The following is a 22,169-nucleotide window of genomic DNA, read 5'->3' as shown; positions in this document are numbered from 1 at the left end:
GCACTTCCCCCAGGGCCAGAACCTCTTCACCGAACATCAGATGATCGCGGATCCCGTCAATGCTGTGGTGCTCACGGATCTGGCGCAAATACCAACTGCCGTCAGCGGTGTCGCCATACAGGCAGGCCCCCACCAGCACGTTGTCCTTGATCACCAGCTTCTTGTAGACCCCGCCAATGGGATCACGCAGGGTGATGGTTTCGGTGCCTTCACCGCCCATGAAATCCCCCGCAGAAAACAGGTCGATGCCCGTGACCTTCAGCTTGGTCGAGGTGACGGAGCCTTGGTAGCGGGCAAAGCCCAATTGCGCGAGGTGGTTGGCGCAGACCTTGGCCTGTTCGAACAGGGGAGCCACCAGGCCATAGGCGATACCGCGATGGCTGGCGCATTCACCGATGGCGTAAATGCGCGGGTCGTAGGTTTGCAGGGTGTCGTTGACCAGAATCGCGCGGCTGCACGGGATGCCTGCACGCTCTGCCAGTTCGATGTTGGGGCGAATGCCTGCAGCCATCACCACCAGGTCGGCAGGGATGATCTGGCCGCTCTTGAACTCCACCGAACCGACCCGGCCATTGCCCGCGTCGTGCAGGGCGCTGGTCTGCTCGCACAACCGAAAATGCAGGCCGCTGGCTTCGAGGGCGTCTTGCAGCAGTTGGCCGCTGATCCGGTCCAGCTGGCGATCCAGCAGCCATTCGCCGTTGTGGATCACGGTCACATGCATGCCGCGCAGCATCAGGCCGTTGGCTGCTTCCAGGCCGAGCAGGCCGCCCCCGATGACCACCGCATGGGTGTGGGTTTTGGCGGTGTCGATCATGGCCTGGGTGTCGGCAATGTCGCGGTAGCCGATGACGCCGTCCAGGGTGTTGCCCGGGATCGGCAGAATGAACGGCGATGAGCCGGTGGCGATCAGCAGGCGATCGTATTCGGCCTCGGTGCCGTCGTCGGCTATGACCCGACGTTTTACCCGGTCGATCGTCACCACTCTGCGGTTGAGCAGCAGCGTGATGTTGTTGTCCTGATACCAGTCCAGATCGTTGAGCACGATCTCATCAAAGGTCTGTTCACCAGCCAGTACGGGGGACAGCAGGATGCGGTTGTAGTTGGCATGGGGTTCGGCGCCGAAGACCGTGATGTCATAGAGCTCGCTGCTTAGCTTGAGCAATTCTTCCAGGGTACGAACCCCGGCCATGCCGTTGCCGATCATCACCAGTTTTAGTTTTTTCATCAGGTTCTCCGCGGCCATGCTCGACAAATCGTACGCAAACAAAAAAGGTGTCCCGCCAGTTACCTGGCGAGGACACCTTTGTCCTTGTCCCGTTCTCTCGGGAAACCTGTTCTTCGTCGTTGAAGACCGGGTTTTATGATTGATGAAAGAGCTAATGCAGCGGTTGTGCCAAGTTGCCAGGGCCTGTGTTTAAAGGGCGATGAAATGTTGAGGTGAGGGTTTTATGCACCGAATGAAAGCGCCCCGCCCGATGTTGGAGCGTTACCCCTGTAGTCGCTGACGAGCCGTGCGAGGCTGCGATCGAGCGCGAAGCGGTCGTAAAACCTGAGCACGCGGTTTAGCTGGCTTTTACGACTGCTTCGCAGCCGATCGCAGCCTCGCACGGCTCGTCAGCGACTACAGGGTTTTCGAGCGGCTGTCAGGTGTGAAGCAGCAAAAACATCAGCACCAGATTGATCAACAACGACATCAACGCCACTGCCCGCCATACCATCAGCGGTTCTCGCTCCAGCAAGGGCCTGGGGCGTACGTTCAGGCTCTGGCGTTCGCCCTGTTCCAGTTGCAGCAACCACTCTTCGGCGGTCTCAAATCGCAGCTGCGGATCGGCTGCAACGCCGCGTTCCAGGCTGTGGGCAATCCATTCCGGCAGGTCGGGGCGGTATCGACTGGCGCTCACCGGCACGCCAAAGCGCGGGCGCTGGAAAGCTTCGATTTCACCGTAGGGATAATGTCCGGTCAGCAAGTAATACAGGGTCACGCCCACGGCATACAGGTCCTGTCGGGCGGCGGGTTTTTCGCCGCGAAAGGCTTCCGGAGCGATGTAGCTGGGAGTACCGGGCAGCGCCGATGGCAGATCCTCAGACAGGCCCGGGCAGTAGGCCAGCCCGAAGTCCAGCACGCGCAGCTCGCCGTCGTCACCCAGCAGCACATTGTGCGGCTTGATATCGCGGTGAAAAATCTGCCGCCGATGCAGCAGCCCTACGGCCCGTAGCAGACGCTCGGCCAGGTCCAGCCATTGCGCCAGGGGCAGTGGCCCACCCTTGGCAAAGAGTTTCTCCAGGGTAATGCCAGGGTATTCACGCATCACGTAGTACAGATGCTGACGCTGACTGGCCGGGTGTACTTCAGGAAAGTGCCGCCCGGCTACCCGCTTGAGAAACCATTCCTCCGACAGTAAGGCCTGCCCTGCCTGATGATCGTCATGCAGGCGGGCCGGCAGGGTTTTCAGCAGCCAGGGCTGTTGTTGTGCGTCCCGTACTCGGTAGAGCAGCGATTGCTGACTCTGGCCCAGATGGCTTTCGACCTGCCAGCCCTCAAAGTGCTGCCCAGGCCTCAGGGCGGGGGGCAATGGCCATTGCTGCAATTGCATCAAGGCATCGCCGATGTCGCTCTCGCCCAGGGTGTCGACCCTGACCAGCAGGGCACTGGCGTTGTCCTGGCTGCCTGCCCGATGCGCGGCATTGACCAGGGTGCTGGCGGCGCTTTGCAGGTCGGGCAGATCACGCACAATGGCGGCGATGGCGGTATCGCCCAATGTCGACCAGACGCCGTCACTGAGCAGCACAAAGGTCTCGTCCTGACGCAGCGGCCCATCAAGGAAATCCACCACCAGATGTTGATCAAGCCCCAACGCCCGCTTGAGCACATGCTGCATGCCCGGCTGATCCCAGACGTGATCTTCGCTGATGCGCTGCAAGGTCTCGCCGTGCCAGCGGTACACCCGGCAATCGCCGACATGGGCCAGGGTAAACCGCCTGCCGCGCAGCACCAGGGCACTGACCGTGGTCAGCAGCGGTTGCCCGCCGCCATTGGCCTGTAGCCAGCGGTTTTGCGCGAGCAGCAAGCGCTCCAGTGCCTGGGCCACGCTCCAGGTTTCAGGCGTGGCGTAATAGTCCAGCGCCAGTGCCTGCAAGGTCGAGCGGGCCGCCAGCCCGCCATCGGCGCATTGGCTGACACCATCGGCGATGGCGAACAAATAGCCTTTGCTCGCGGCCAGCAGCGGCACCGGCGTGACCTCGCGCAGCGCGTCCTGATTCTCGGCGCGCGGGCCGATGGCGCTGGCGTGGGCGAAGCTCAGTTGCAGGCTCATGACGGCTTTACACGCGGGCTGCGGTCACGGCAGCCGAGCCCCAGGTGGTTCTCCAGCGGCGCTTGACCCCATGCAGGCCAAACCAGGCCAGCACTCCCAGGCTGGCAAACAACCACAAGGCCAGCTGATAACTGCCAGTGCTTTGCTTGATTGCCCCCATGCCTGCGGCCAGGGCGAAACCGCCGATACCACCGGCCATCCCGATCAAACCGGTCATGACGCCGATTTCACGACGAAAACGCTGCGGCACTAATTGGAATACTGCACCGTTACCGGCACCCAGACCCAGCATGGTGCAGACGAAAAGTGCCAGTGCGGCGTAGGAGTTTGGCAGGTTGAAGCCCACTGCCGCGATGCTGATGGTCGCTACGGTGTACATGCCCAGCAAGGTGCGAATCCCGCCGAAACGGTCCGCCAGAGCGCCGCCTAAAGGCCGCATCAAACTGCCACCAAAGACGCAGGCTGCTGTGTAGTAACCGGCGGTGATCGGGCTCAGCCCGTATTGATCGTTGAAATAGCCGGGCAGGGCGCTGGCCAGGCCGATAAAGCCACCGAACGTCACACTGTAGAAAAACATGAACCACCAGCTGTCGCGGTCGCCCAGGGCCTTGAAATAATCACCCATGGACTTGGCTTTAGGCCGCTCGGGAGCGTTCTTGGCCAGCCAGGCAAATACGAATATGCACAGCACCAGCGGGATCAGGGCAAAACCGAACACATTGCTCCAGCCGTAGGCGGCGGCGAGCAGCGGGGCCAGCAGGGCGGCGAACACCGTGCCCGAGTTGCCTGCACCGGCAATGCCCATCGCCTTGCCCTGGTGCTGTGGCGGATACCACTGCGAGGCCAGCGGCAGCGCCACGGCGAACGAGGCGCCCGCCATGCCCAGGAACAGCCCCAGCAGCAGGGCTTGTTCGTAGCTGTGAATGCCGTGCTTCCAGGCGACGAACAGCGCACAGATCACGATAACCTGACCGATCAGCCCGGCGGTTTTCGGTGACAGGCGATCCGCCAGCAGGCCCATGACAAAGCGCAGCAAGGCCCCGGCCAGGATCGGCGTGGCCACCACCAGCCCGCGTTGTTGGGTGGTCAGGTGCAGGTCGGCGGCGATTTGCACCGCCAGCGGCCCGAGCAGGTACCAGACCATAAAGCTCAGGTCGAAATAGAGAAAGGCTGCGAACAGGGTCGGGGTATGGCCGGATTTCCAGAAGCTTGAATTCATCGCGCACCTCAACGGTTAATCGTTTCGAGAAGGAGTCATGAGCCAGCAGGGCCAAAACGAAAAAACGCCGCTACCTGATCCGCGATGGGCGAATGAGGTCAGCGACGTCTTTGTCTTGGGTGTGGCAACCGCCGTTGGTTACCGGTAGGGATTGCTTAGCGAGAAGTGTGCCAACCCAGGGAGGGTGGTCAGCCCAGCAACTCGCTCATGGCAATGATCTGTTCCGCGACCTGAATCAGCTTTTGCTGACGGCTCATGGCCTGGCGGCGCATCAGGGTGTAGGCCTCTTCTTCATTGCAGCTTTTCATTTTCATCAACAGGCCCTTGGCCAGTTCGATGCGCTTGCGCTCGGCCAGCTGCTGGTCCCGGGCGTTCAGTTGGGCGCGCAGGGCCTGGTCGCTTTCAAAGCGGGCCATGGCCACATCGAGAATGGGCTGCAAACGTTGTGCGTGAATGCCTTCGACGATGTACGCACTGACCCCGGACTTGATTGCCTGGCGCATCACGCCGGGGTCGTGCTCGTCGGTGAACATCACAATTGGCCGTGGCTGGTCCCGAGAAACCAGCACCACTTGTTCCATCACATCGCGGCTGGGTGACTCGGTATCGATCAGAATCACATCCGGGCGCACCGTTTCGACGCGCGCGGGCAGGTCGATGGTCAGGCCTGATTCGTCGATCACCTCAAAGCCGGCTTCGCTCAGCGCGGCTTTGAGGCGGCCGACTTTTTTAGCCGTGTCGTTGATCAGCAAGATACGCAGCATGGGCAGGCTCCAGTCAACGACGGGCTAGAAGGGGAGCGCTGGCGCTCATGGCATGCAGCGCAAAGCTTCGTGCATAGCCTGCGGGGTCAGAGCCGTCCCACACCTTGCCGTCGATCAGTTGGCTGCTGCGCATGTTGGCTCCACTGGCGTTCACACCCACAGCGCTGGCGGCATCGCGGTACAGCGCCAGTTGCTGAACCTGACGGGCGACGCCGAGGTAATCCGGGTCGTCGCGCAACAAGCCCCAGCGGCGGAACTGGGTCATGAACCACATGCCGTCGGACAGGTAGGGCAGGTTGACCTCACCGTCGCCATGAAAGCGCAACGGGTGGGAGTCTTGCCAGTGATTGCCCAGGCCATCGCTGTAATCGCCCAGCAAACGCGGTGCGATGCACTCGACGGGTGCATTCAGGTACTCGGGGGCGCTCAGCAACTGTGCGGTACTGCGACGGTTTTCGTCGCTTTGCTCGATAAAACGGCTGGCTTCCAGAATCGCCATGACCAGCGCCCGGGCGGTGTTGGGGTACTGCTCGACGAAGGCGCGGGTACAGCCCAGGACTTTTTCCGGGTGATCGGGCCACAGGGCCTGAGTGGTGGTGAGGGTGAACCCCATATTGTGTTCCACCGCACTGGCGGCCCAGGGCTCGCCGACGCAAAACCCGTCAATCCGTCCGGCTTGCAAGTGCGCGACCATCTGTTGCGGCGGCACCACCACGCTGTCGACATCTTGCAAAGGGTGAATGCCCTGACTCGCCAGCCAGTAATACAGCCACATGGCATGAGTTCCTGTGGGGAAAGTCTGGGCAAAGGTCAGTTTTGCGCGGCTTTGGTGCACGTGTTGTTGCAGCGCCTCAGGACGGATCACGCCCTGGGCCTGCAAGCCGTGGGAGAGGTTGAGGCTCTGGCCGTTTTGATTGAGCCCCATCAGCACGGCCATGTCGGTGGCTGTCACGCCGCCAATGCCCAGGTGCACGGCGTAGATCAGGCCGTACAGACTGTGGGCGGCGTCGAGCTGGCCGCTGACCAGATTGTCCCGCAGGCTGGCCCAGGACGACTGGCGCTTGAGGTTAAGGGTCAGGCCGAAGGGCTGGGCGAAGCCTTGAGTGGCGGCCACCACCACCGAGGCGCAATCAGTGAGGGCCATAAAACCCAGGTTGATTTCGGTTTTTTCCGGGGCATCGCTGCCGTTGACCCAGGCCAGAGGGCCGGCGAGTGATTCGTTCATGGAAGGCAGCACCTTGGCAAAAGCATACTGCGAGGGTGCAAGGCATATGCCAGAGGGGTTAACCCAGTTGAAATCCTGTTTTTACAGGGCTCTGGATTTGCGGTAACTCAAGATCAAAGGTCATCCAGTGTCACCTTGACCCTTTGCGGCGCAGCCAGGCGTTTGCGCACGGTATTGATGAGGGCTTCGTCTTCTTCTGTCACCAGCATGGGGCGAAAGGGCAGTTGGCCGCGTTCGGCTACGTACTGGAATGCCTGGCGGACCAGCTCAGATGGGGTGACACCCAGGCGCTCAAGTTCCTGGTAAGCGCGGGCTTTGAGTTCATCGTCGATGCGGATATTGATGGAGGCCATGGCTTTGACTCGTGTAATGACATTTGTCATTACACTTGCCTCTGCCCGTTTCTTTTGCAAGTGCCATTGGGCGGTTGAGTGTTCTGCGTTGTTCATATGTTCTGAAGACATTAAGCCGCCATAGGCACAAACCAGCCCCGGGCTTAATTTGACACGGATTGTGTTAAACGAAACCGCCCGCACACTGTTCGATTTTGCGACAGTAGCGCTCGCTTTACCCATGCAACAGATCACCCGAATTCATCTTGTGTTGCGCTTGGTGTTGCGCAATAATCGGCCCACTACTCAGCCCCGTACGCAGTGATTCAGTTCGCTGGCCGTTGGGGTGAAAAAACCGGCCCAGGGCCGGTTTTTTCGTTTCCAGGGATAGGAAATCTTGCGCACAGCGTGCTTTGTAGACGGCTACAACGTGTTTTACGGCCTGCTGACCGGCACTCCGTACAAGTGGCTGGATCTTCCTGCCCTGTTGGCTCATATCATCCGTATCGAACACTGCGACAGCACGCTTGCTGCTGTGAGTTTTTTCACCTCCGGCGTCAAACCCTCATTGGCCAGCCGTGGCATTGCCTCAAAAGAGGCCCAGGACACCTACATTCGTGCGCTGATATCACGGGGTGTCGATGTGTATTACGGACGTCACCAGCTTGAATCAGGCAAGGCGCCGCGTTTTGTTGATAAGGCCACTGCGGCCTCCAGGGATGACCAGGTTGAGATCTGGAAGCTTGAAGAGAAAGAGACGGACGTTCATATCGCGATCAGTATGTACCGGCTTGCGGCCCGGCAGGCCGCGTTACCACTTGAACTGCGTGTAGAGCAGCTTGTCCTGGTATCTGCCGATACCGATATGACCCCGGCTTTAAGGGCGCTCAGGGAGGATTTCCCCGGACTGCAGCTAGGAGTGATCCTGCCTCACCGTGAGGGCATTCAGCGAACGGCTCCGGGTTCGTTGAAGCAGTACGTGAACTGGATGCGACAGGTGGTCACTAACGCCGAACTGGCCCGGTATCAGTTCCCTGCACGTATACCCACCCGCAAAAAACCAGCCGACAAACCAGCCTACTGGTGAGCCTTTAGCTTCTGGCTTCAGGTTCATTCATTTAATCAGTTATGACCTTACAACCAAAAAACTTATAACTATTTAAAGTCGTTAAAACGGGTCGAGTTCTATAAAAGTGCTCATCTATCTTTAGATTAAATAGTGATTAGTCAGCGCTGCTTTTATGCCTTTATGATCTGTCCACAACAACTCGTGAGGCAGGAGTGGCGCAATGACTATTCAAGTAAAACCTGTGGCAGGTCGGATTGGTGCACAACTTGAAGGCATAAAACTGGGCGGGGATATCAGTGCCGAATCATTCGAGTTTATTAATCAGGCACTGCTGAAATACAAAGTTCTGTTCTTTCGTGATCAGCATCTGGATGACGCCGAACATGAAGCCTTCTCTCGACGCTTCGGTGATCAGGTGCCCCATCCGACCGTGCGCTCTGCCGAGAAAAGTGCCGCCATCCTGCATCTGGATGCCAAGGAAACCCGCGCCAACTCCTGGCACACCGATGTGACCTTTGTTGCCAACTACCCAAAGATTTCCATCTTGCGCGGTGTGGTCATTCCGCCTTATGGCGGCGATACCGTGTGGGCTAATACCGCATCGGCCTATGCCGACTTGCCAGAGCCTTTAAAACAACTGGCCGACAGTTTGCGTGCCTTGCATACCAATGTGTATGACTATGCCGCGCCGCGCGATACCGATGAGTCGGGCCTTAAGCGTTATCGCGAACAGTTCACCGCCCAAGTGTATGAAACCGAACATCCCCTGGTTCGCGTTCACCCTGAGTCCGGCGAAAGAAGTTTGTTGTTGGGCCACTTTGTAAAAGAACTGCAGGGTGTTAGCAGCAATGACTCCAAACAACTGATCCGCCTGTTCCACGACCGCATTACCCATGTCGACAACACCGTGCGCTGGCGCTGGCAGGAAGGCGATGTGGTGATCTGGGACAACCGCGCCACGCAGCATATTGCGATCAACGACTACGGCGATGCCCAACGCATCGTGCGCCGCACCACCATCGACGGCGACGTGCCGGTGGGTGTGGACGGTCGCCTGAGCCAGGCGCTCAAGCCGACGCCTGAGACGCGCTCGCCCAAAACCGAAGCCGACAAAAAACACCTCGCCGCCTGACCGGCCGAACCCCATCGCTCCCAGGAAAACCAGCCCATGGCCTCATTCAACGCTAAATCCCTGTTTCGCAAAGGTCGCATCGCCGCCGCGCTGGCAGCAGTCATGGCTGTGCCGCTGGCCCAGGCCGATGTTTTACGGATCGGTGTCGCTACCGCCGGTGGGGGTGATCCGGTGACGTTCAGTGGCTCGACCCTCGGGATCGTGCGCAACCAGCAACTGCTGGAAAAGGCTTTCGCCGGAAGCGGAACCGACGTGCAGTGGTTCTTCTTCAAAGGGGCTGGCCCCGCGGTCAACGAGGCCTTGTCCAACCAGCAACTGGACTTCGCCTATCAGGGCGATCTGCCTGCCGTGGTCGGACGCGCCAACGGCCTGGACACCAAGCTGCTGGCGGCCCTGGGTGTGAGAGCCAATCTGTATCTGGCCGTGCCCAAGGGCTCGGACATCAAAAGTATCGATGACCTCAAAGGCAAGAAAGTCGCGGTGTTTCGCGGTACCAACGGCCATCTGGTGTCGATCAACCTGTTGGCCGAGCACGGCCTGACCGAGCGCGATATCAAGGTCATCAACCTCGATACCGGCAGCACTCAGGCAGCGCTGGTTTCCAACGGCGTGGATGCCGCCTTTGGCGGTCGTGAACTGTTCAAGCTGCGCGACAAGGGCCTGATCGACATCATTTACGACAACCCCACCCAGGATGTGCGCTACACCCGCCAGACCGCATTGGTGGTTCGCGGGGCCTATGAAAAAGAGCATCCGGCCAATGTACAGAAGGTCGTCGACACCCTGGTGGACGCTGCGAAATGGACGTCCGAAGAAGACCACCGTGAGGCCGTTTTCGCCGAGTGGGCCAAGAGTAATGAACCGGTTGAGTCGCTGCGCGCCGACTCTGCCGGGGTCAGCATCCGCGACAAGGCTTCCCCGCTGATCGATCCCTTTTTGTTGAGCCGCTACAAGGCGGTGGCGGAGCAGGCCAAGGACGAAAAGCTGATCCGTCGTCCGGTCAGTATCGATGGCTGGTTTGAGCCTTCATACCTGCAGGCGGCCCTTAAAGCCAAAGGCCTTGAAACCTTCTGGACGGCCTATGGCCCGGATGGCAAGCAGCCTGAAGGCAATGCGGTAGCGGGCAAGTAACCCATCCCCCCCTGTGGGAGCGGGCTTGCTCGCGATTGAATCGACGCGGTTATCCAGACAGACCGTGTCGTCTGCATCGCGAGCAAGCCCGCTCCCACAAGGTCGCCAACAGGAACTCTGTTTTTTGTAGTAGCTAAGGAACCACGCACATGGCCAGGGCACAGACCGTCACACCCCAGCAGTACGCACCGGCGCTACCCAAGGCCAACGTCAAGCGCTTGCCACCCGCACCGACCCGGCCCGTACGCAAGGTCGAGGTGCCCCGCACATCGGCCTGGGCTTCAAGACTGGGTGACAAGGCGTTGCCGTGGCTGTTGCCGCTGACGTTGCTGGGCCTGTGGTACGTGGGGGTTGAACTGGGCCTGCTCTCAGAGCAGGTGCTGCCGCCGCCCGCCTATGTCTATGAAACCCTGTCGGACCTCTTCACGTCAGGCGACCTGTGGATAAATGCGGCCGCCAGCCTGCAACGGGTGGTGGTCGGCTTTGCCCTGGGCGCCGCTGTCGGTGTGGCGCTGGGGTTGGCCATGGGGCTGTCGAAAACCGTCGAGGATTATCTGCTTCCCACCTTCAATGCTCTGGTGCAGATACCGGTACTGGGCTGGCTGCCGTTTGCCTTGCTGCTGTTCGGCATCGGCGAGCCGCTCAAGTATGTGCTGATCGCCAAGGCCGCGATGGTGCCGATCACGCTGTGCACCTTGCAGGCTTTTCACCAGGCCCCCAAAGGGTTGCTGGAAGCGGGTCGGGCTTACGGCTTCAGCCGTTGGCAGAGCGTGGTATTTATCGTGTTGCCTGCGGCCATTCCGACCCTGTTCACCGGTCTGCGCCTTGGCTTCACCAAAGCCTGGCTGTCACTGGTGGTGGTTGAGCTGGTGGCGTCGAGCGAAGGGCTGGGTTACCTGATTGTGTATGGTCGCCAACTGTTCCAGCTGGATCTGGTGATGGCGGCGGTGGTGGTGGTCGGTGCGATCGGACTGTTGATCGATCGCGGTTTTGATCACGCCGAGCGGCGCCTCAATCGTGGCCGCGCACCTGTAGCGGGGCGCCTGTCATGAGTAGCGCCCTGGCAATCAATCATGGCAGCAGCATCAGCCGTCGCTATCGCGGCTGGGTATTGCCGATCAGCGCCGTCGCCCTGTGGTGGCTGGCTTCACACATGGGCTGGAGTCAGTCCGGTCTGCTGGTCTCGCCGGAAAAAGTCGCGGCCACGGCCTGGGACCAGATTGCTTCAGGCAAGTTCTGGCGGGCGATCAGCGCCAGCCTGGCGCGCAACCTCAGCGGCTTTTTTATCGGCACCACCCTGGGTCTGGTGCTGGGCTGCCTGCTGGGCCTGTCGCACTACTTCGAGCGGTTGGTGGGCCCCAGCTTCAACACGTTCAAGCAGATTTCGCTGTTCGCCTGGATCCCGCTGATCTCGGTGTGGTTTGGCCTAGGTGATGTGGCCAAGGTGGTGTTCCTGTCACTGGCAGCGCTGGTGCCGGTGGTGGTGAACACCTGCGACGGCCTGCGCAATGTGCCGCCCAACCTGCTGGAAGTGGCGCGGGTCTACCGCTTCAGCCGCTGGCAAACCATCGTCGGGGTCATGTTGCCCGCCGCCTTGCCGTCGATCTTCACCGGGCTGTATCTGGCGCTGGTGTATTCGTGGCTGGCGACCATCGGTGCCGAATACCTGCTGGTGTCGGGGGAGGGCATCGGCAACACGCTGATCGATGGCAGCGAGCATTTCATGATGGACCTGGTGCTGTTCGGCATGGTGGTCATCGGCCTGGTGGGCTGGAGCCTCAATGCACTGGCCCGGATTTTTGAGCGACGGATGCAGCGCCTGTACGGCATTGACCCGCGTTGATCGGCACTTTCAGAAGGATTGCAGCATGTTCAATAACAGCCTGACCCTGGAAAACATCAGCAAGCGCTTTGCGTCCCGACCGGGCAGCACCAGCCAATTGCAGGTACTGGACAATATCCAGCTCGACATCGCCCCCGGCGAATTCATCAGCATCGTCGGCGCCAGCGGTTGCGGCAAGTCCACCCTGCTGCGCCTGATTCTTGGCCTGGACGAAGAGTACGAGGGTCGCATCCTGCTCAATGGCCAACCCATCGACGGCACGGGTCTGGAGCGCGGCATCGTGTTTCAGGATCACCGTTTGTTCCCTTGGCTCAACGTCGAACAGAACGTGGCGGTCGCGCTCAAGAATTCGCCCCTGAGCGCGAAGGAAAAGCGCGACACCGTGCGCGAGCATATCGAGCTGGTGGGCCTGCAGGATTTTATCGACGCCTACCCGCATCAGATCTCCGGCGGCATGGCCCAGCGTGTGGCCATCGCCCGGGGGCTGGTCAATCGCCCCAGCGTGCTGCTGCTGGACGAACCCCTGGGCGCCCTCGATGCCCTGACCCGTGCGCGCCTGCAGGGGGAGCTGCAAAACATCTGGGCCAAGGAAAAAATCACCATGATCCTGGTCACTCACGATGTGGACGAGGCCGTGTTCCTGGGCGATCGCGTGGTGGTCATGCAGCCCAACCCCGGGCGTATCCGGCGCATTCTCGACATCGACCTGCCGCGCCCGCGCAACCGCAGCGACAGCCGTTTTATTGCCCTGCGCGACGACGTGCTGAGCGACTTCGCCGAACTGCATTGAACCCCTCCGTCACCTGAATTCAGAGAACAGAACATGTCCGAACGTCAGCTCAGCCTCAACCTGTTTATCTACCCCAACGGCCATCACGAAGCGGCCTGGCGTCATCCACAGTCGGTGCCGGAATCGTCGATGGACATTGGTTACTACCAGCAGCTGGCGCTGCGTGCCGAGCGGGAAAAACTCGATGCGATCTTTTTCGCCGACTCGCCGTCACTGGCCGAAAGCGGCCGTGAAGGCCTGCGCATCCGTTTTGAACCGGTCACCTGGCTTGCCGCCATTGCCGCAGTGACCCAGCGTATCGGCCTGATTGCCACGGCCAGTACCACCTACAGCGAACCCTACAACCTGGCCCGCTCGTTCAGCGCACTGGACCACCTGAGCAAGGGCCGTGCGGGCTGGAATATCGTCACCACCTCAATGGCCGCCGCCGCGGCCAATTTCGGCCTGGATGAACATCCCTCGGCCCATGACCGCTACGCCCAGGCTGAAGAATTCGTCAACGTGGTCGGTAATCTGTGGGACAGCTGGGAAGACGACGCGCTGGTGCTGGACAAAACGGCCGGGGTGTTTGCCGACAGCACCAAGGTGCACTCGATCAACCACGTGGGCGCCTACTACAAGGTCAAGGGCCCGTTGAACTCGCCGCGCTCGCCACAGGGGCGGCCGGTGCAGGTGCAGGCCGGTTCTTCCGAAGATGGCCGTGACTTTGCCGCCAGGCATGCCGAAGCGATTTTCACCGCTCACCAGACCCTGAACAGCGCGACCGAATTCGCCAACGATATCCGTGCCCGGGCCAAGGCGGTGGGCCGCGACCCTGGCCAGCTGAAAATCCTTCCGGGCATCAGCCCGTACATCGCCAGCACCGAGGCCGAAGCACAGCGCAAGTTCGATGAACTCAACGATCTGGTACTGCCCCATGTGTCCCTGGGACAACTGCGACGCATGCTGGGGGTGGATTTGAGCGGGCAGGACCTGGACGCGCCGTTCCCCCGTCACCTGATCAACTTCGAGGGTGTTGAAAGCCAGTCCAGCCGCTTCAAGCTGATCATCGACATTGTGGATCGCGAGCACGTCACCTTGCGCCAGTTGATCAACCGCCTGGCCGGTGCGCGGGGTCATTGGGTGCCGGTGGGGACGCCGGTGCAGATTGCCGACTTGATCGAGCAGTGGTTCCGCAGTGGCGCGGCCGATGGTTTTAACGTGATGCCGCCCGCGTTCCCCGATGGTTTTGACGTGTTCCTGGATGAAGTGCTGCCGATTTTGCGCAAGCGCGGTTTGTTTCGCAGTGAGTACGCGGGCAGCACGTTGCGCGAGCACTACGGCCTGACGCGTCCGGATTCGCGTTACGCCCTGAAAACAGCCTGATTGTCTTGGGTGGGAGCGGGCTTGCTCGCGATGCAGGCGCTGCGGTCTGCCTGTCGAATCACGGTGATGCCATCGCGAGCAAGCCCGCTCCCACAACAGCAGCACTCAATCCATAAGGAGCGGGCATGAACCCGATCAACAACAGAAGAGCTTTCCTCAGAAGTTGCGCCGTACTGGGCGCAGTCGGTGCTGCCGGCATCCTGCTGCCCGGCTGCGAAAAAAAGGACGCGGGCGCCGGTAAAAGCGCCGCCGTGATCAAGGGCCGCGCCGATCAGGTCGTGGACTTCAAGTACCCGGACAACCCGTCATTCGATCTGGTCTACGTCGCCGACTCCCTCGGCTATTTCGAGGGCACCCGCGCACGGCCCAAGTACATCGGGCGCATCGCCGCACCGCAGATCATTCCGTTGACCGGCACCGGCGAAATCGACTTCGGTGCGCGCATGGTGCCCCTGGTGATTTCAGCCATCGCCAGTGGCCTGGATCTCAAGGTGGTCGCCGCCGGTGGCAGGACGCTGCAAGAAGCCCGGCACATGAAATACTTCGTGCGCGACAATTCGGGCATCTTCAAACCCAAGGACCTTGAAGGTAAAACCATCGGCTTCAACAGCTTTGGCGCCTGCGCCGAGTTCGTGACCAAAAAATACCTGCGCGAGCAGGGCGTCAACGTCGACAAGATCAACTGGGTGGTGGTGCCGGACAACCAGGGCGAACAAACCCTGGCCACCGGCAATATCGACGTTGCCATCATCCATCCGCCATCGTCCGGGGGGGCCGAGAACAACCCGGCGCTGCGCAAGCTGTGGAGCGACTACGACCTGGACGGCGGCCTGGGCGGCATGGCGCCGTACAGCGTGTTCGGCAAGTTCAGTCGCGAGAATCCGGAGGCCACCCGCGACGTGGTCAATGCCATTGCCCGTGCTGCCAACTGGGTCAATGCCAACCCAGACGACGCCCGCAAGATCACTTCGGAGCGCATCGGCATGAAGCTTGAATTGGTGGAGCGCTTTGCCTATATCGACGATCTGGTGGTGACCGAACCGCCGATTCAGTACTACATCGACATCCTCGAAAACGAAGGCAAGATCAAGAAAGGCTCGATAGGGGTCAAGGATGTCTACACCAACGAATTCAACCCATTTGCCCGGGGACACGCCTGATGGCGGCCCACAAGATCATCGCCCGTGACCTGAACATGGAGTTTCAGGCACGGGACGAAGCCGGGCGTGAGGAGCGGGTGCCCGTGCTGGAGGGGTTCGACTTGCAGGTGCGCGAGGGCGAGTTTCTGTCCATCCTCGGGCCGTCGGGCTGTGGCAAATCCACCTTCATGAACATCCTCGCCGGGCTTGCCCACAAGACCGCTGGCGACCTGCTGGTGGACGGTAAACCCCTGCAAGGCATCAACCGCAATCAGGGGGTGGTGTTCCAGGGGTATGCGCTGCTGCCCTGGCGCACGGTGCTCGACAACATCGCCGTGGGCCTGGAGATCCGCGGTGTCGGCAAGGCACAGCGACTGGAAACCGCCCGCGAATACCTGGAGCTGGTGGGGCTCAACGGTTTTGCCTCGCGCTACCCCCACGAGTTGTCCGGCGGCATGCGCCAGCGCGTGGCCATTGCCCGCTCGCTGGCCTACGACCCGGACGTGTTGCTGATGGACGAGCCCTTCGCGGCCCTGGACGCGCAAACCCGCGAGACCTTGCAGAGCGAATTACTGCGCATCTGGGACACCCATAAAAAAACCATCGTGTTCATCACCCACAGCCTGGACGAGGCGATCTTCCTGTCGGATCGGGTGGCGGTGATGACTCAGCGTCCGGGGCGGATCAAAGAGATTTTCGATATCGACCTGGCCCGCCCCCGCCTTCCTGAACTGCGCAATACCCAAGCCTTTGTTCACTATCGCCAGCGCGCCTGGGAGGCCCTGCGCGATGAAGTGACCGACATAACCCTTGAGCCAGCAGCAGCGGCGACGCATCAGAACTGGCAGAGCATTGCGACTCTGGGTGGTTATCGGATTGGAGTATGACCATGGGCTTTAAATTGACTTCACGCCGGGTGTTCGACAGCACCGTGGGCATTGTGGCGTTCCTGGCCCTTTGGGAGGCGCTGCCGCAATTGGGGATCGTCAATCCCGGCTACCTGAGCCCGCCGTCAGCGGTGTTGGGTGCGGTGCTGGACCTGGCCAGCAGCGGTGACTTGCTCAAGCACGTGCAGGCCAGCCTGTTTCGCTCTTTTGCCGGGTTGCTGCTGGCCATCGCCTCGGGTGTCAGCCTGGGGTTGATGATGGGCTGGTTTGCACGGGTCGAAAGTGTGCTCGATCCGTTGTTGCAGTTCTTCCGCCAGACCTCGGCGCTGGCGTTGTTCCCGGTGTTTATTCTGTTTTTGGGCATTGGTGAATTGTCCAAGATCGCGATCATTTTCTGGGCGTCGTTCTGGCCGATCCTGTTGAGTACCATCAGCGGCGTGAAGCAGGTCGATGGATTGCTGATCAACTCGGCACTGTCGATGGGCGCGAACCGCTGGTTTCTGTTTACCAAAATCGTGCTGCCGGCGGCGTCGCCTTCGATCTTTACCGGGATTCGTCTGGCGGGTGCGTATTGCATCACGGCACTGGTGGCTGCCGAGATGATCGGGGCTCATTCCGGGTTGGGTTTTCTGACGCTCAATTCCCAGGAGGTGTTCCAGATTCCCAGCATGTACGCAGGCATTCTGCTGTTGGCGGTGGTGGGGTTGTTGCTGAACTTTTTGCTGGCCTTGCTGGAGCGGCGTTTTACCTATTGGCGTCGGGGCTTGCGCCACGGTGGTTAGGTGGTTGGCGGCAGTGGTGACTGGCGCAGTGGCGCTGGTCGCCTTGCAATGGCCTGTGGCACCGGGCGATATGCCCCGGGGGCCGCTGTTGCAGGCGGCCGAACAGCGCCAGGTGCTGCGCGTGGGCGTACGCAGTTACCCGCGCCCGACCCTGGGACAGGAAGCCCTGGTTGCCGAGCCGGATGAACTGGACAGTCAGTTGGCCGAAGCCCTGGGGTCTTACCTTGGCTTGAAGGTGCAACTGCAGGCGCTGCCCGATACGGCCGGGTTTAACGATGGCAGCGTCGATCTGGTGATAGCCGGGAGCTTGAAACTGCCTGTGGCGGCTGATCGGGTAGCGAGCTTGCGCAAATTGCCGGTGCAGTACCGGGAGGGTGCGTTGATTGGCTTGCGCAATGCGCCCCGGCGCCCGATACAGGGGCAAAGCGTGTGCATTGCCGTTGGCAGTCCCTGGGCGCAAACCTTGGTGCAACAGGGGGCCGAGTTGCGAACTTATGTATCGTCGATTCGTGCCGCGGTGGCGTTCATGGCGGGCGAGTGCAACCTGTTGGCTGAAGAGCGCAACAGCTTGCAGGCGCTTGCACAGGCGCCGGACTGGCGTTTCTACACGTTGTTGCCGCAGACATTGAAGGCGAGCAGTGATGTGCGGGTATACCTGAGCCGCACCGACAAACAGAGTCGTGCGCTGATCAATGCAGCGTTGCATGACTGGCAGGCCCGTGGCGGCCAGACCCGTGCCTGGGATTTGCGCAGCAATGCGTTGCTGGTGGACAGCTTGAAGATTGGGGATGGGCTGGTGTGTCATTGAGCTCAATGGCCAGCTCCTGTAGTTGCTGCCGAAGGAACGAGGCTGCGATCGGTTTGGTGCGCCACTGCGACGAAGCAGTCGTAAAGTCAGCTTGCACGGTTAATCAGGCATACCGCGTGTTCCGGATTTGCGACCGCTGCGCGCTCGATCGCAGCCTCGTACTACTCGTCAGCGACTACACGCGGGTGGGTGGCGAATCTGTAGTCGCTGACGAGCCGTGCGAGGCTGCGATGCAGTCGTAAAGTCGGCTTCCACGGTTTATCAGGCACACCGCGTGTACCGGATTTGCGACCGCTGCGCGCTCGATCGCAGCCTCGTTCTACTCGTCAGCGACTACACGCGGGTAGGTGGCGAATCTGTAGTCGCTGACGAGCCGTGCGAGGCTGCGTCCGGCTGCGCAGCAGTCGTAAAGTCAGCTTGCACGGTTTATCAGGCACGCCGCGTGTACCGGTCTTGCGACCGCTACGTCGCAGTGGCGCACCATCTCGATCGCAGCCTCGTTCCTTCGGCAGCGAATACGGGTTTTTCGTGATTTTTATGCTACGCCACACCAATGCGCCATTGCGCAGGCGGCGGTGTGCCGTTGACCGCGAAGTCACCCACGATCCGGCTCTTGTAGATACGCGGATTGTGGGACGACAACGTCCGCGCATTACGCCAGAAACGGTCCAGCCCCAATGGCTTGAGGGTGGCCGACGCACTCAGCGCATCAAACAAATCACCACTGGCCTTGATGATCAGGTCCGAGACGATGGTTTGTGATTGCGCCACTTCCAGTTCCGCGATGTTCACCGCCAGGGTCAACGCCTGTTCGTCGTCGCTCAAGCTCGCTTCATGGGCGCGTTGCAGGGCCTGTGCATTCAGTGCCGTGATGGCTCCCGCGGTGTAGGCCGCGCTTCGCAGGTTGCCCACCACTTGCAGCACTTGCGGATCCTGTGCCACACGCGGGGCATTGCCGCTGCTGAAGCTGCGGGTGCGCCTGGCCACGTGCCCGGCCGTCTCTGCGGCCAGCGCCCGGCCAATTCCGGCCAGGGTCGCGGTGTGCACGGTCTGGTAAAAAGCCGGTGAATAGCGAAAGCGGTTTTCAGCCAGGATGACGTTGATCGGATCGACCGGCACTTCGCGAAAATGGGTCGTGCCGCTGGCGGTCAGGGTCTGGCCGAAACCGTTCCAGTCATCAATGATTTCAACCCCGGGGTCGCTGGTGCGTACCGTCACCGAGACCCGCTGTTCATCAGGGTTGTTGGCGCTGACATCGACCCAGTCGGCATACAGCGCACCCGTGGTGTAGAACTTGCTGCCGCTCAGTTGCCAATGGCCGCCGTGCAGGCTCAGGCGGGTGCCGAATTCAAGCTGTTTGGCGTTGCCCACTTCGCCGGACGCCGGGCTGACGGTCTCGCCACGGCCCAGTCGCTCCAGCCAGATGCCCTGATATTCACGGTCGCGGCTGTTGAGCAGGTTTTCGCAAAAACCAAAGTGCCCGCGCAACGATTGCACCAGGTTCGAGTCGGCCTCGGCCAGTTCGATCAGCAGGTTGAACAGTTCGGGCAGGCTGGCGCCCGCGCCGCCGTATGCCTTGGGGACGCGAACCGTGGTGAAGCCTGCTTCCTTGAGCCATTGCAGTTCCTGGATCGGCAAGCGCCGCTCCAGTTCGCGATCCACTGCACCCTCGCGAATCCGGGCGAACAGGGGGCGAAAACGTTGCGCCAGGTCTTCGTATCCGGCCGACGGGACGGCGCCCCAGGCTGAGTCTATGTGTGACATGTGATGCTCCTTGGAATTACCAGCCAACAGCAAAGCGCAGGCCGGATACAGGCAGGGGTGGGGGGCTCGGCGCCGCAGCGCCCGGTATCGCCGCCAACAGACGACGGGTGTAAGGGTGCCGGGGTGAGTGCCAGAGGGTGTGCGGGGTGGCTTGCTCGACAATCTGTCCTTGTTCCATCACCAGGATCCGGTCGGCGAAATAGCGCACCACCGACAGGTCGTGGGAGATAAACAGGTAGGACAGGCCCAGCTCTTCGCGCAGTTCCACCAGCAGGTTGAGAATCTGGGCCTGGGTCGAGACATCCAGTGCCGACACCGGCTCGTCGCAGATCACCAGCCGAGGCTTGAGGATCAGCGCCCGGGCGATGCCGATGCGCTGGCGCTGGCCACCGGAGAACTGATGGGGCAGACGCGCCAGACTGCTGCGCGCAAGACCGACGGCGTCGAGCATTGCCAGGCGTACCTGTTGGCGCTGCCCGGGGTCGTTCTGTCCGTGCAGGCGCTGCACGCGGTCGAGAATGGTCTCCACGCTGTGGCGCGGATTGAGTGCGGCATAGGGGTCCTGGAAAATCATTTGCACCTGGCGTCGCCAGCCCAGCAGCTCCTCACCGGCGAGGCTGGCGATGTCGCGCCCGTCGAACTCGACTGTGCCGCTGCGGGCAGGCAGCAAACGCAGTAGGGTGCGGCTGAGGGTCGACTTGCCGCAGCCTGATTCGCCGACCAGTCCCACGCTCTCGCGCTCGCCCACTTCCAGGCTGATACGGTTGAGCACAGTGCTGTCGCCGTAGCCGGTGGTCAGGTCGCTGACCTTGAGCAGCGCCGGGTTGCCGGCGGGTGCCCGTGGCTTGCGCCCCGGCCCGTAGTGGCTGCTGTTGACGCTGTAGCGCGTGGCCTGGCCGGGCTGGCGCTCGATGTTGATTTCGGCCAGGCGGTTGTTCAGGTAGTGCTGGTCATGTTCCGCTCCCAGCGAAGCCTGAAGCAGGCCGCGACTGTAGGGGTGTTGCGGGCGATCGATCAGGGCACGGGTCGGCTGGCTCTCCAGCGCGTGACCGTCGTGCATCACGATCACCCGGTCGGCGTGCTGGCCAACCACTCCCAGGTCATGGGTGATCAACAGCAGCCCCATGCCCAGTTCGCCGCGCAAGCGGGCGAGTAATTCGAGAATCTGCGCCTGCACGCTCACATCCAGCGCGGTGGTCGGCTCGTCGGCGATCAACAGGCGTGGCTGGCAGGCAATCGCCATGGCGATCACCACCCGCTGGCGCTGACCGCCAGACAAATGTTGCGGGTACTCGTGCAGGTGGGCAGTTGGGCGGGGCAGTTGCACCAGCGCGAACAGTTCTTCGGCGCGTTTCCAGGCCTGGCGACGGGTGAGGTCGGTGTGCGCCAGCAGGTTTTCGGCCACCTGTTCGCCCAAGGTCAATACCGGGTTGAGGCTGGACAGCGGGTCCTGAAAAATCATCCCCAGCGCGTTGCCTTGCAACTGGCGCATCTGCCGGGGCGCGATGCTCAGCAGGTCCTGGCCTTCAAACAAGACCTGGCCGCCCAGCCGGGCGTTGTCCGGCAGCAGGCCCATCAGCGCCAGGGCCGTGGTGGATTTGCCGCAGCCGGATTCACCCACCAGTGCCAGGGTCTCGCCTGCCTGCAACGTGAAGCTCAGGTCTTTTACCGCATCGGCGTTGTCGTAGCTCACGCGCAAACCGCGTACGTCCAGAAGGCTCATGGGATATACCGTCGCAGGCGAGGGTTGAGGGCGTCGTTGAGACCGTCGCCCAGAAGGTTGAGGGCCAGCACCACGAAGATGATTGCCAGCCCCGGCAGGGCGGTCAGGTACCAGCCGCTGGCGATCTGTTCACGACCGCTGCCGAGCATGGCGCCCCAGCTGGCTTGATTCGGGTCGCTCATGCCCAGAAAGGCCAGTCCGGCTTCCACCAGAATCGCCTGGGCGATCAGGATCGAGGTGGTGACCACCAGTGGCGCAAGGGCGTTGGGCAGGATTTCGCGCAGGATGATCGAGCTGTTGCTGAAGCCCAGGCTGCGGGCGGCGGTGACGAAGTCGGCTTCGCGCAGGGTACGGAATTCGGCGCGCACCAGCCGCGCGACCGTTGGCCATGAGGAGATGCCGATCGCCAGCGCGATGATCCCAAGTGTCGGGTTGCCGATGGCCACGATGACGATCACCAGCAAAAACGACGGCACGGTCTGGAACACTTCGCAGATGCGCATCAGCACATCCCCCAGCTTGCCGCCGTGGTAGCCGGCCAAGGCACCGACCAGCCCGCCGATCAATACGCTGATGAGGGTGGCGCTGGCGGCAATCAATAAGGAGCCCCGGGCGCCGTGGGCGATGCCGGCAGCCACGTCGCGGCCCAGTGAGTCGCTGCCCAGAACGTAGCCCGGGTCGTCGCCGGGCCAGAGCATCGGCATGGCCACCATGTCTAGCGGATCACCGGGATAGAGCGTTCCGGCCAACAGCGCCAGGGTGAGTACCAGCGCCAGCATCGTCGCGCCGATCAGTGCCGAAGGGTTACGCAACAGGGCCGTCCAGACGCTTTCGCTGTAGCCGGTCGGGGCGCTTTGCAGCACGGCAGTGGTCATGGGGCAG

General features: G+C 61.4%; 19 protein-coding genes and 1 pseudogene. 11 read left to right on the top strand and 9 right to left on the bottom strand.

The genetic code is table 11. From position 1 onward, the window contains the following. Position 1: 1 nt before the first annotated feature. From AC19YQ_RS11730 to AC19YQ_RS11705, 6 genes and pseudogenes are all read right to left on the bottom strand, one after another. Positions 2 to 1,225, bottom strand: a pseudogene (locus AC19YQ_RS11730) (NAD(P)/FAD-dependent oxidoreductase); the annotation flags it as partial. A 418-nt stretch (positions 1,226 to 1,643) separates the two neighbouring features. After that, positions 1,644 to 3,314: a bifunctional protein-serine/threonine kinase/phosphatase gene (locus AC19YQ_RS11725; RefSeq protein WP_133078850.1), complete on the bottom strand. Its 1,671-nt coding sequence runs from the start codon at positions 3,312 to 3,314 to the stop codon at positions 1,644 to 1,646. A gap of 7 nt (positions 3,315 to 3,321) precedes the next feature. Further along, positions 3,322 to 4,533 (bottom strand): MFS transporter, encoded by a 1,212-nt coding sequence (locus tag AC19YQ_RS11720; RefSeq protein WP_133078851.1) that lies wholly within the window; start codon positions 4,531 to 4,533, stop codon positions 3,322 to 3,324. A 188-nt stretch (positions 4,534 to 4,721) separates the two neighbouring features. Then, positions 4,722 to 5,297 (bottom strand): ANTAR domain-containing response regulator, encoded by a 576-nt coding sequence (locus tag AC19YQ_RS11715; RefSeq protein ID WP_133078852.1) that lies wholly within the window; start codon positions 5,295 to 5,297, stop codon positions 4,722 to 4,724. Between the two features lie 13 nt (positions 5,298 to 5,310). Beyond that, the gene (locus AC19YQ_RS11710; protein WP_500595176.1) at positions 5,311 to 6,522 is read right to left on the bottom strand and encodes a CmpA/NrtA family ABC transporter substrate-binding protein; all 1,212 of its coding nucleotides are present in this window, start codon (positions 6,520 to 6,522) and stop codon (positions 5,311 to 5,313) included. A 113-nt stretch (positions 6,523 to 6,635) separates the two neighbouring features. After that, positions 6,636 to 6,875 carry a type II toxin-antitoxin system RelB/DinJ family antitoxin gene (locus tag AC19YQ_RS11705; RefSeq protein ID WP_500595175.1) on the bottom strand — a complete coding sequence of 80 codons (240 nt, stop codon included), beginning with the start codon at positions 6,873 to 6,875 and terminating at the stop codon, positions 6,636 to 6,638. Between the two features lie 376 nt (positions 6,876 to 7,251). On the opposite strand from AC19YQ_RS11705, the gene AC19YQ_RS11700 reads away from it, so the two are divergent. From AC19YQ_RS11700 to AC19YQ_RS11650, 11 genes are all read left to right on the top strand, one after another. Beyond that, complete coding sequence (locus AC19YQ_RS11700; RefSeq protein WP_500595174.1) at positions 7,252 to 7,941, top strand: NYN domain-containing protein; 690 nt, start codon at positions 7,252 to 7,254, stop codon at positions 7,939 to 7,941. 202 nt (positions 7,942 to 8,143) lie between these two features. Then, the gene (locus tag AC19YQ_RS11695; RefSeq protein ID WP_133078854.1) at positions 8,144 to 9,055 is read left to right on the top strand and encodes a TauD/TfdA dioxygenase family protein; all 912 of its coding nucleotides are present in this window, start codon (positions 8,144 to 8,146) and stop codon (positions 9,053 to 9,055) included. Between the two features lie 36 nt (positions 9,056 to 9,091). Next, positions 9,092 to 10,186 carry an ABC transporter substrate-binding protein gene (locus tag AC19YQ_RS11690; RefSeq protein ID WP_133078855.1) on the top strand — a complete coding sequence of 365 codons (1,095 nt, stop codon included), beginning with the start codon at positions 9,092 to 9,094 and terminating at the stop codon, positions 10,184 to 10,186. A 149-nt stretch (positions 10,187 to 10,335) separates the two neighbouring features. Beyond that, the gene (locus AC19YQ_RS11685) at positions 10,336 to 11,238 is read left to right on the top strand and encodes an ABC transporter permease (RefSeq protein WP_338648836.1); all 903 of its coding nucleotides are present in this window, start codon (positions 10,336 to 10,338) and stop codon (positions 11,236 to 11,238) included. Then, positions 11,235 to 12,029: an ABC transporter permease gene (locus tag AC19YQ_RS11680; protein ID WP_219262389.1), complete on the top strand. Its 795-nt coding sequence runs from the start codon at positions 11,235 to 11,237 to the stop codon at positions 12,027 to 12,029. The genes AC19YQ_RS11685 and AC19YQ_RS11680 overlap by 4 nt, the downstream gene beginning before the upstream one ends. A gap of 25 nt (positions 12,030 to 12,054) precedes the next feature. Further along, positions 12,055 to 12,819, top strand: coding sequence for an ABC transporter ATP-binding protein (locus AC19YQ_RS11675; protein WP_500595173.1), 765 nt, complete (start codon positions 12,055 to 12,057; stop codon positions 12,817 to 12,819). A gap of 33 nt (positions 12,820 to 12,852) precedes the next feature. Beyond that, positions 12,853 to 14,184, top strand: coding sequence for an LLM class flavin-dependent oxidoreductase (locus tag AC19YQ_RS11670; RefSeq protein ID WP_326397311.1), 1,332 nt, complete (start codon positions 12,853 to 12,855; stop codon positions 14,182 to 14,184). 125 nt (positions 14,185 to 14,309) lie between these two features. Next, positions 14,310 to 15,344: an ABC transporter substrate-binding protein gene (locus AC19YQ_RS11665; RefSeq protein WP_500595172.1), complete on the top strand. Its 1,035-nt coding sequence runs from the start codon at positions 14,310 to 14,312 to the stop codon at positions 15,342 to 15,344. Beyond that, positions 15,344 to 16,210, top strand: coding sequence for an ABC transporter ATP-binding protein (locus tag AC19YQ_RS11660; protein ID WP_500595171.1), 867 nt, complete (start codon positions 15,344 to 15,346; stop codon positions 16,208 to 16,210). The genes AC19YQ_RS11665 and AC19YQ_RS11660 overlap by 1 nt, the downstream gene beginning before the upstream one ends. A 2-nt stretch (positions 16,211 to 16,212) precedes the next feature. Beyond that, complete coding sequence (locus AC19YQ_RS11655) at positions 16,213 to 16,992, top strand: ABC transporter permease (protein ID WP_048352525.1); 780 nt, start codon at positions 16,213 to 16,215, stop codon at positions 16,990 to 16,992. A gap of 16 nt (positions 16,993 to 17,008) precedes the next feature. After that, complete coding sequence (locus AC19YQ_RS11650; protein WP_500595170.1) at positions 17,009 to 17,800, top strand: type 2 periplasmic-binding domain-containing protein; 792 nt, start codon at positions 17,009 to 17,011, stop codon at positions 17,798 to 17,800. A gap of 540 nt (positions 17,801 to 18,340) precedes the next feature. On the opposite strand, the gene AC19YQ_RS11645 is transcribed toward AC19YQ_RS11650, so the two are convergent. Genes AC19YQ_RS11645 through AC19YQ_RS11635 form a run of 3 tightly spaced genes read right to left on the bottom strand, consistent with a single transcriptional unit; the run spans position 18,341 to position 22,162 of the window. After that, positions 18,341 to 19,564: an acyl-CoA dehydrogenase family protein gene (locus tag AC19YQ_RS11645; protein WP_219262393.1), complete on the bottom strand. Its 1,224-nt coding sequence runs from the start codon at positions 19,562 to 19,564 to the stop codon at positions 18,341 to 18,343. Between the two features lie 16 nt (positions 19,565 to 19,580). Beyond that, entirely contained in the window at positions 19,581 to 21,287 is a 1,707-nt protein-coding gene (locus tag AC19YQ_RS11640) for a dipeptide ABC transporter ATP-binding protein (protein WP_500595169.1), read from the bottom strand. Continuing rightward, a complete protein-coding gene (locus tag AC19YQ_RS11635) occupies positions 21,284 to 22,162 on the bottom strand; it encodes an ABC transporter permease (protein WP_219262395.1) in 879 nt (292 codons plus the stop codon). The genes AC19YQ_RS11640 and AC19YQ_RS11635 overlap by 4 nt, the downstream gene beginning before the upstream one ends. Positions 22,163 to 22,169 lie beyond the last annotated feature (7 nt).

The sequence above is a fragment of the Pseudomonas sp. MF06569 genome (assembly GCF_059862735.1).
Note: the sequence above shows the minus strand (reverse complement) of the source record. Positions and strands in the feature narration are given on the sequence as shown.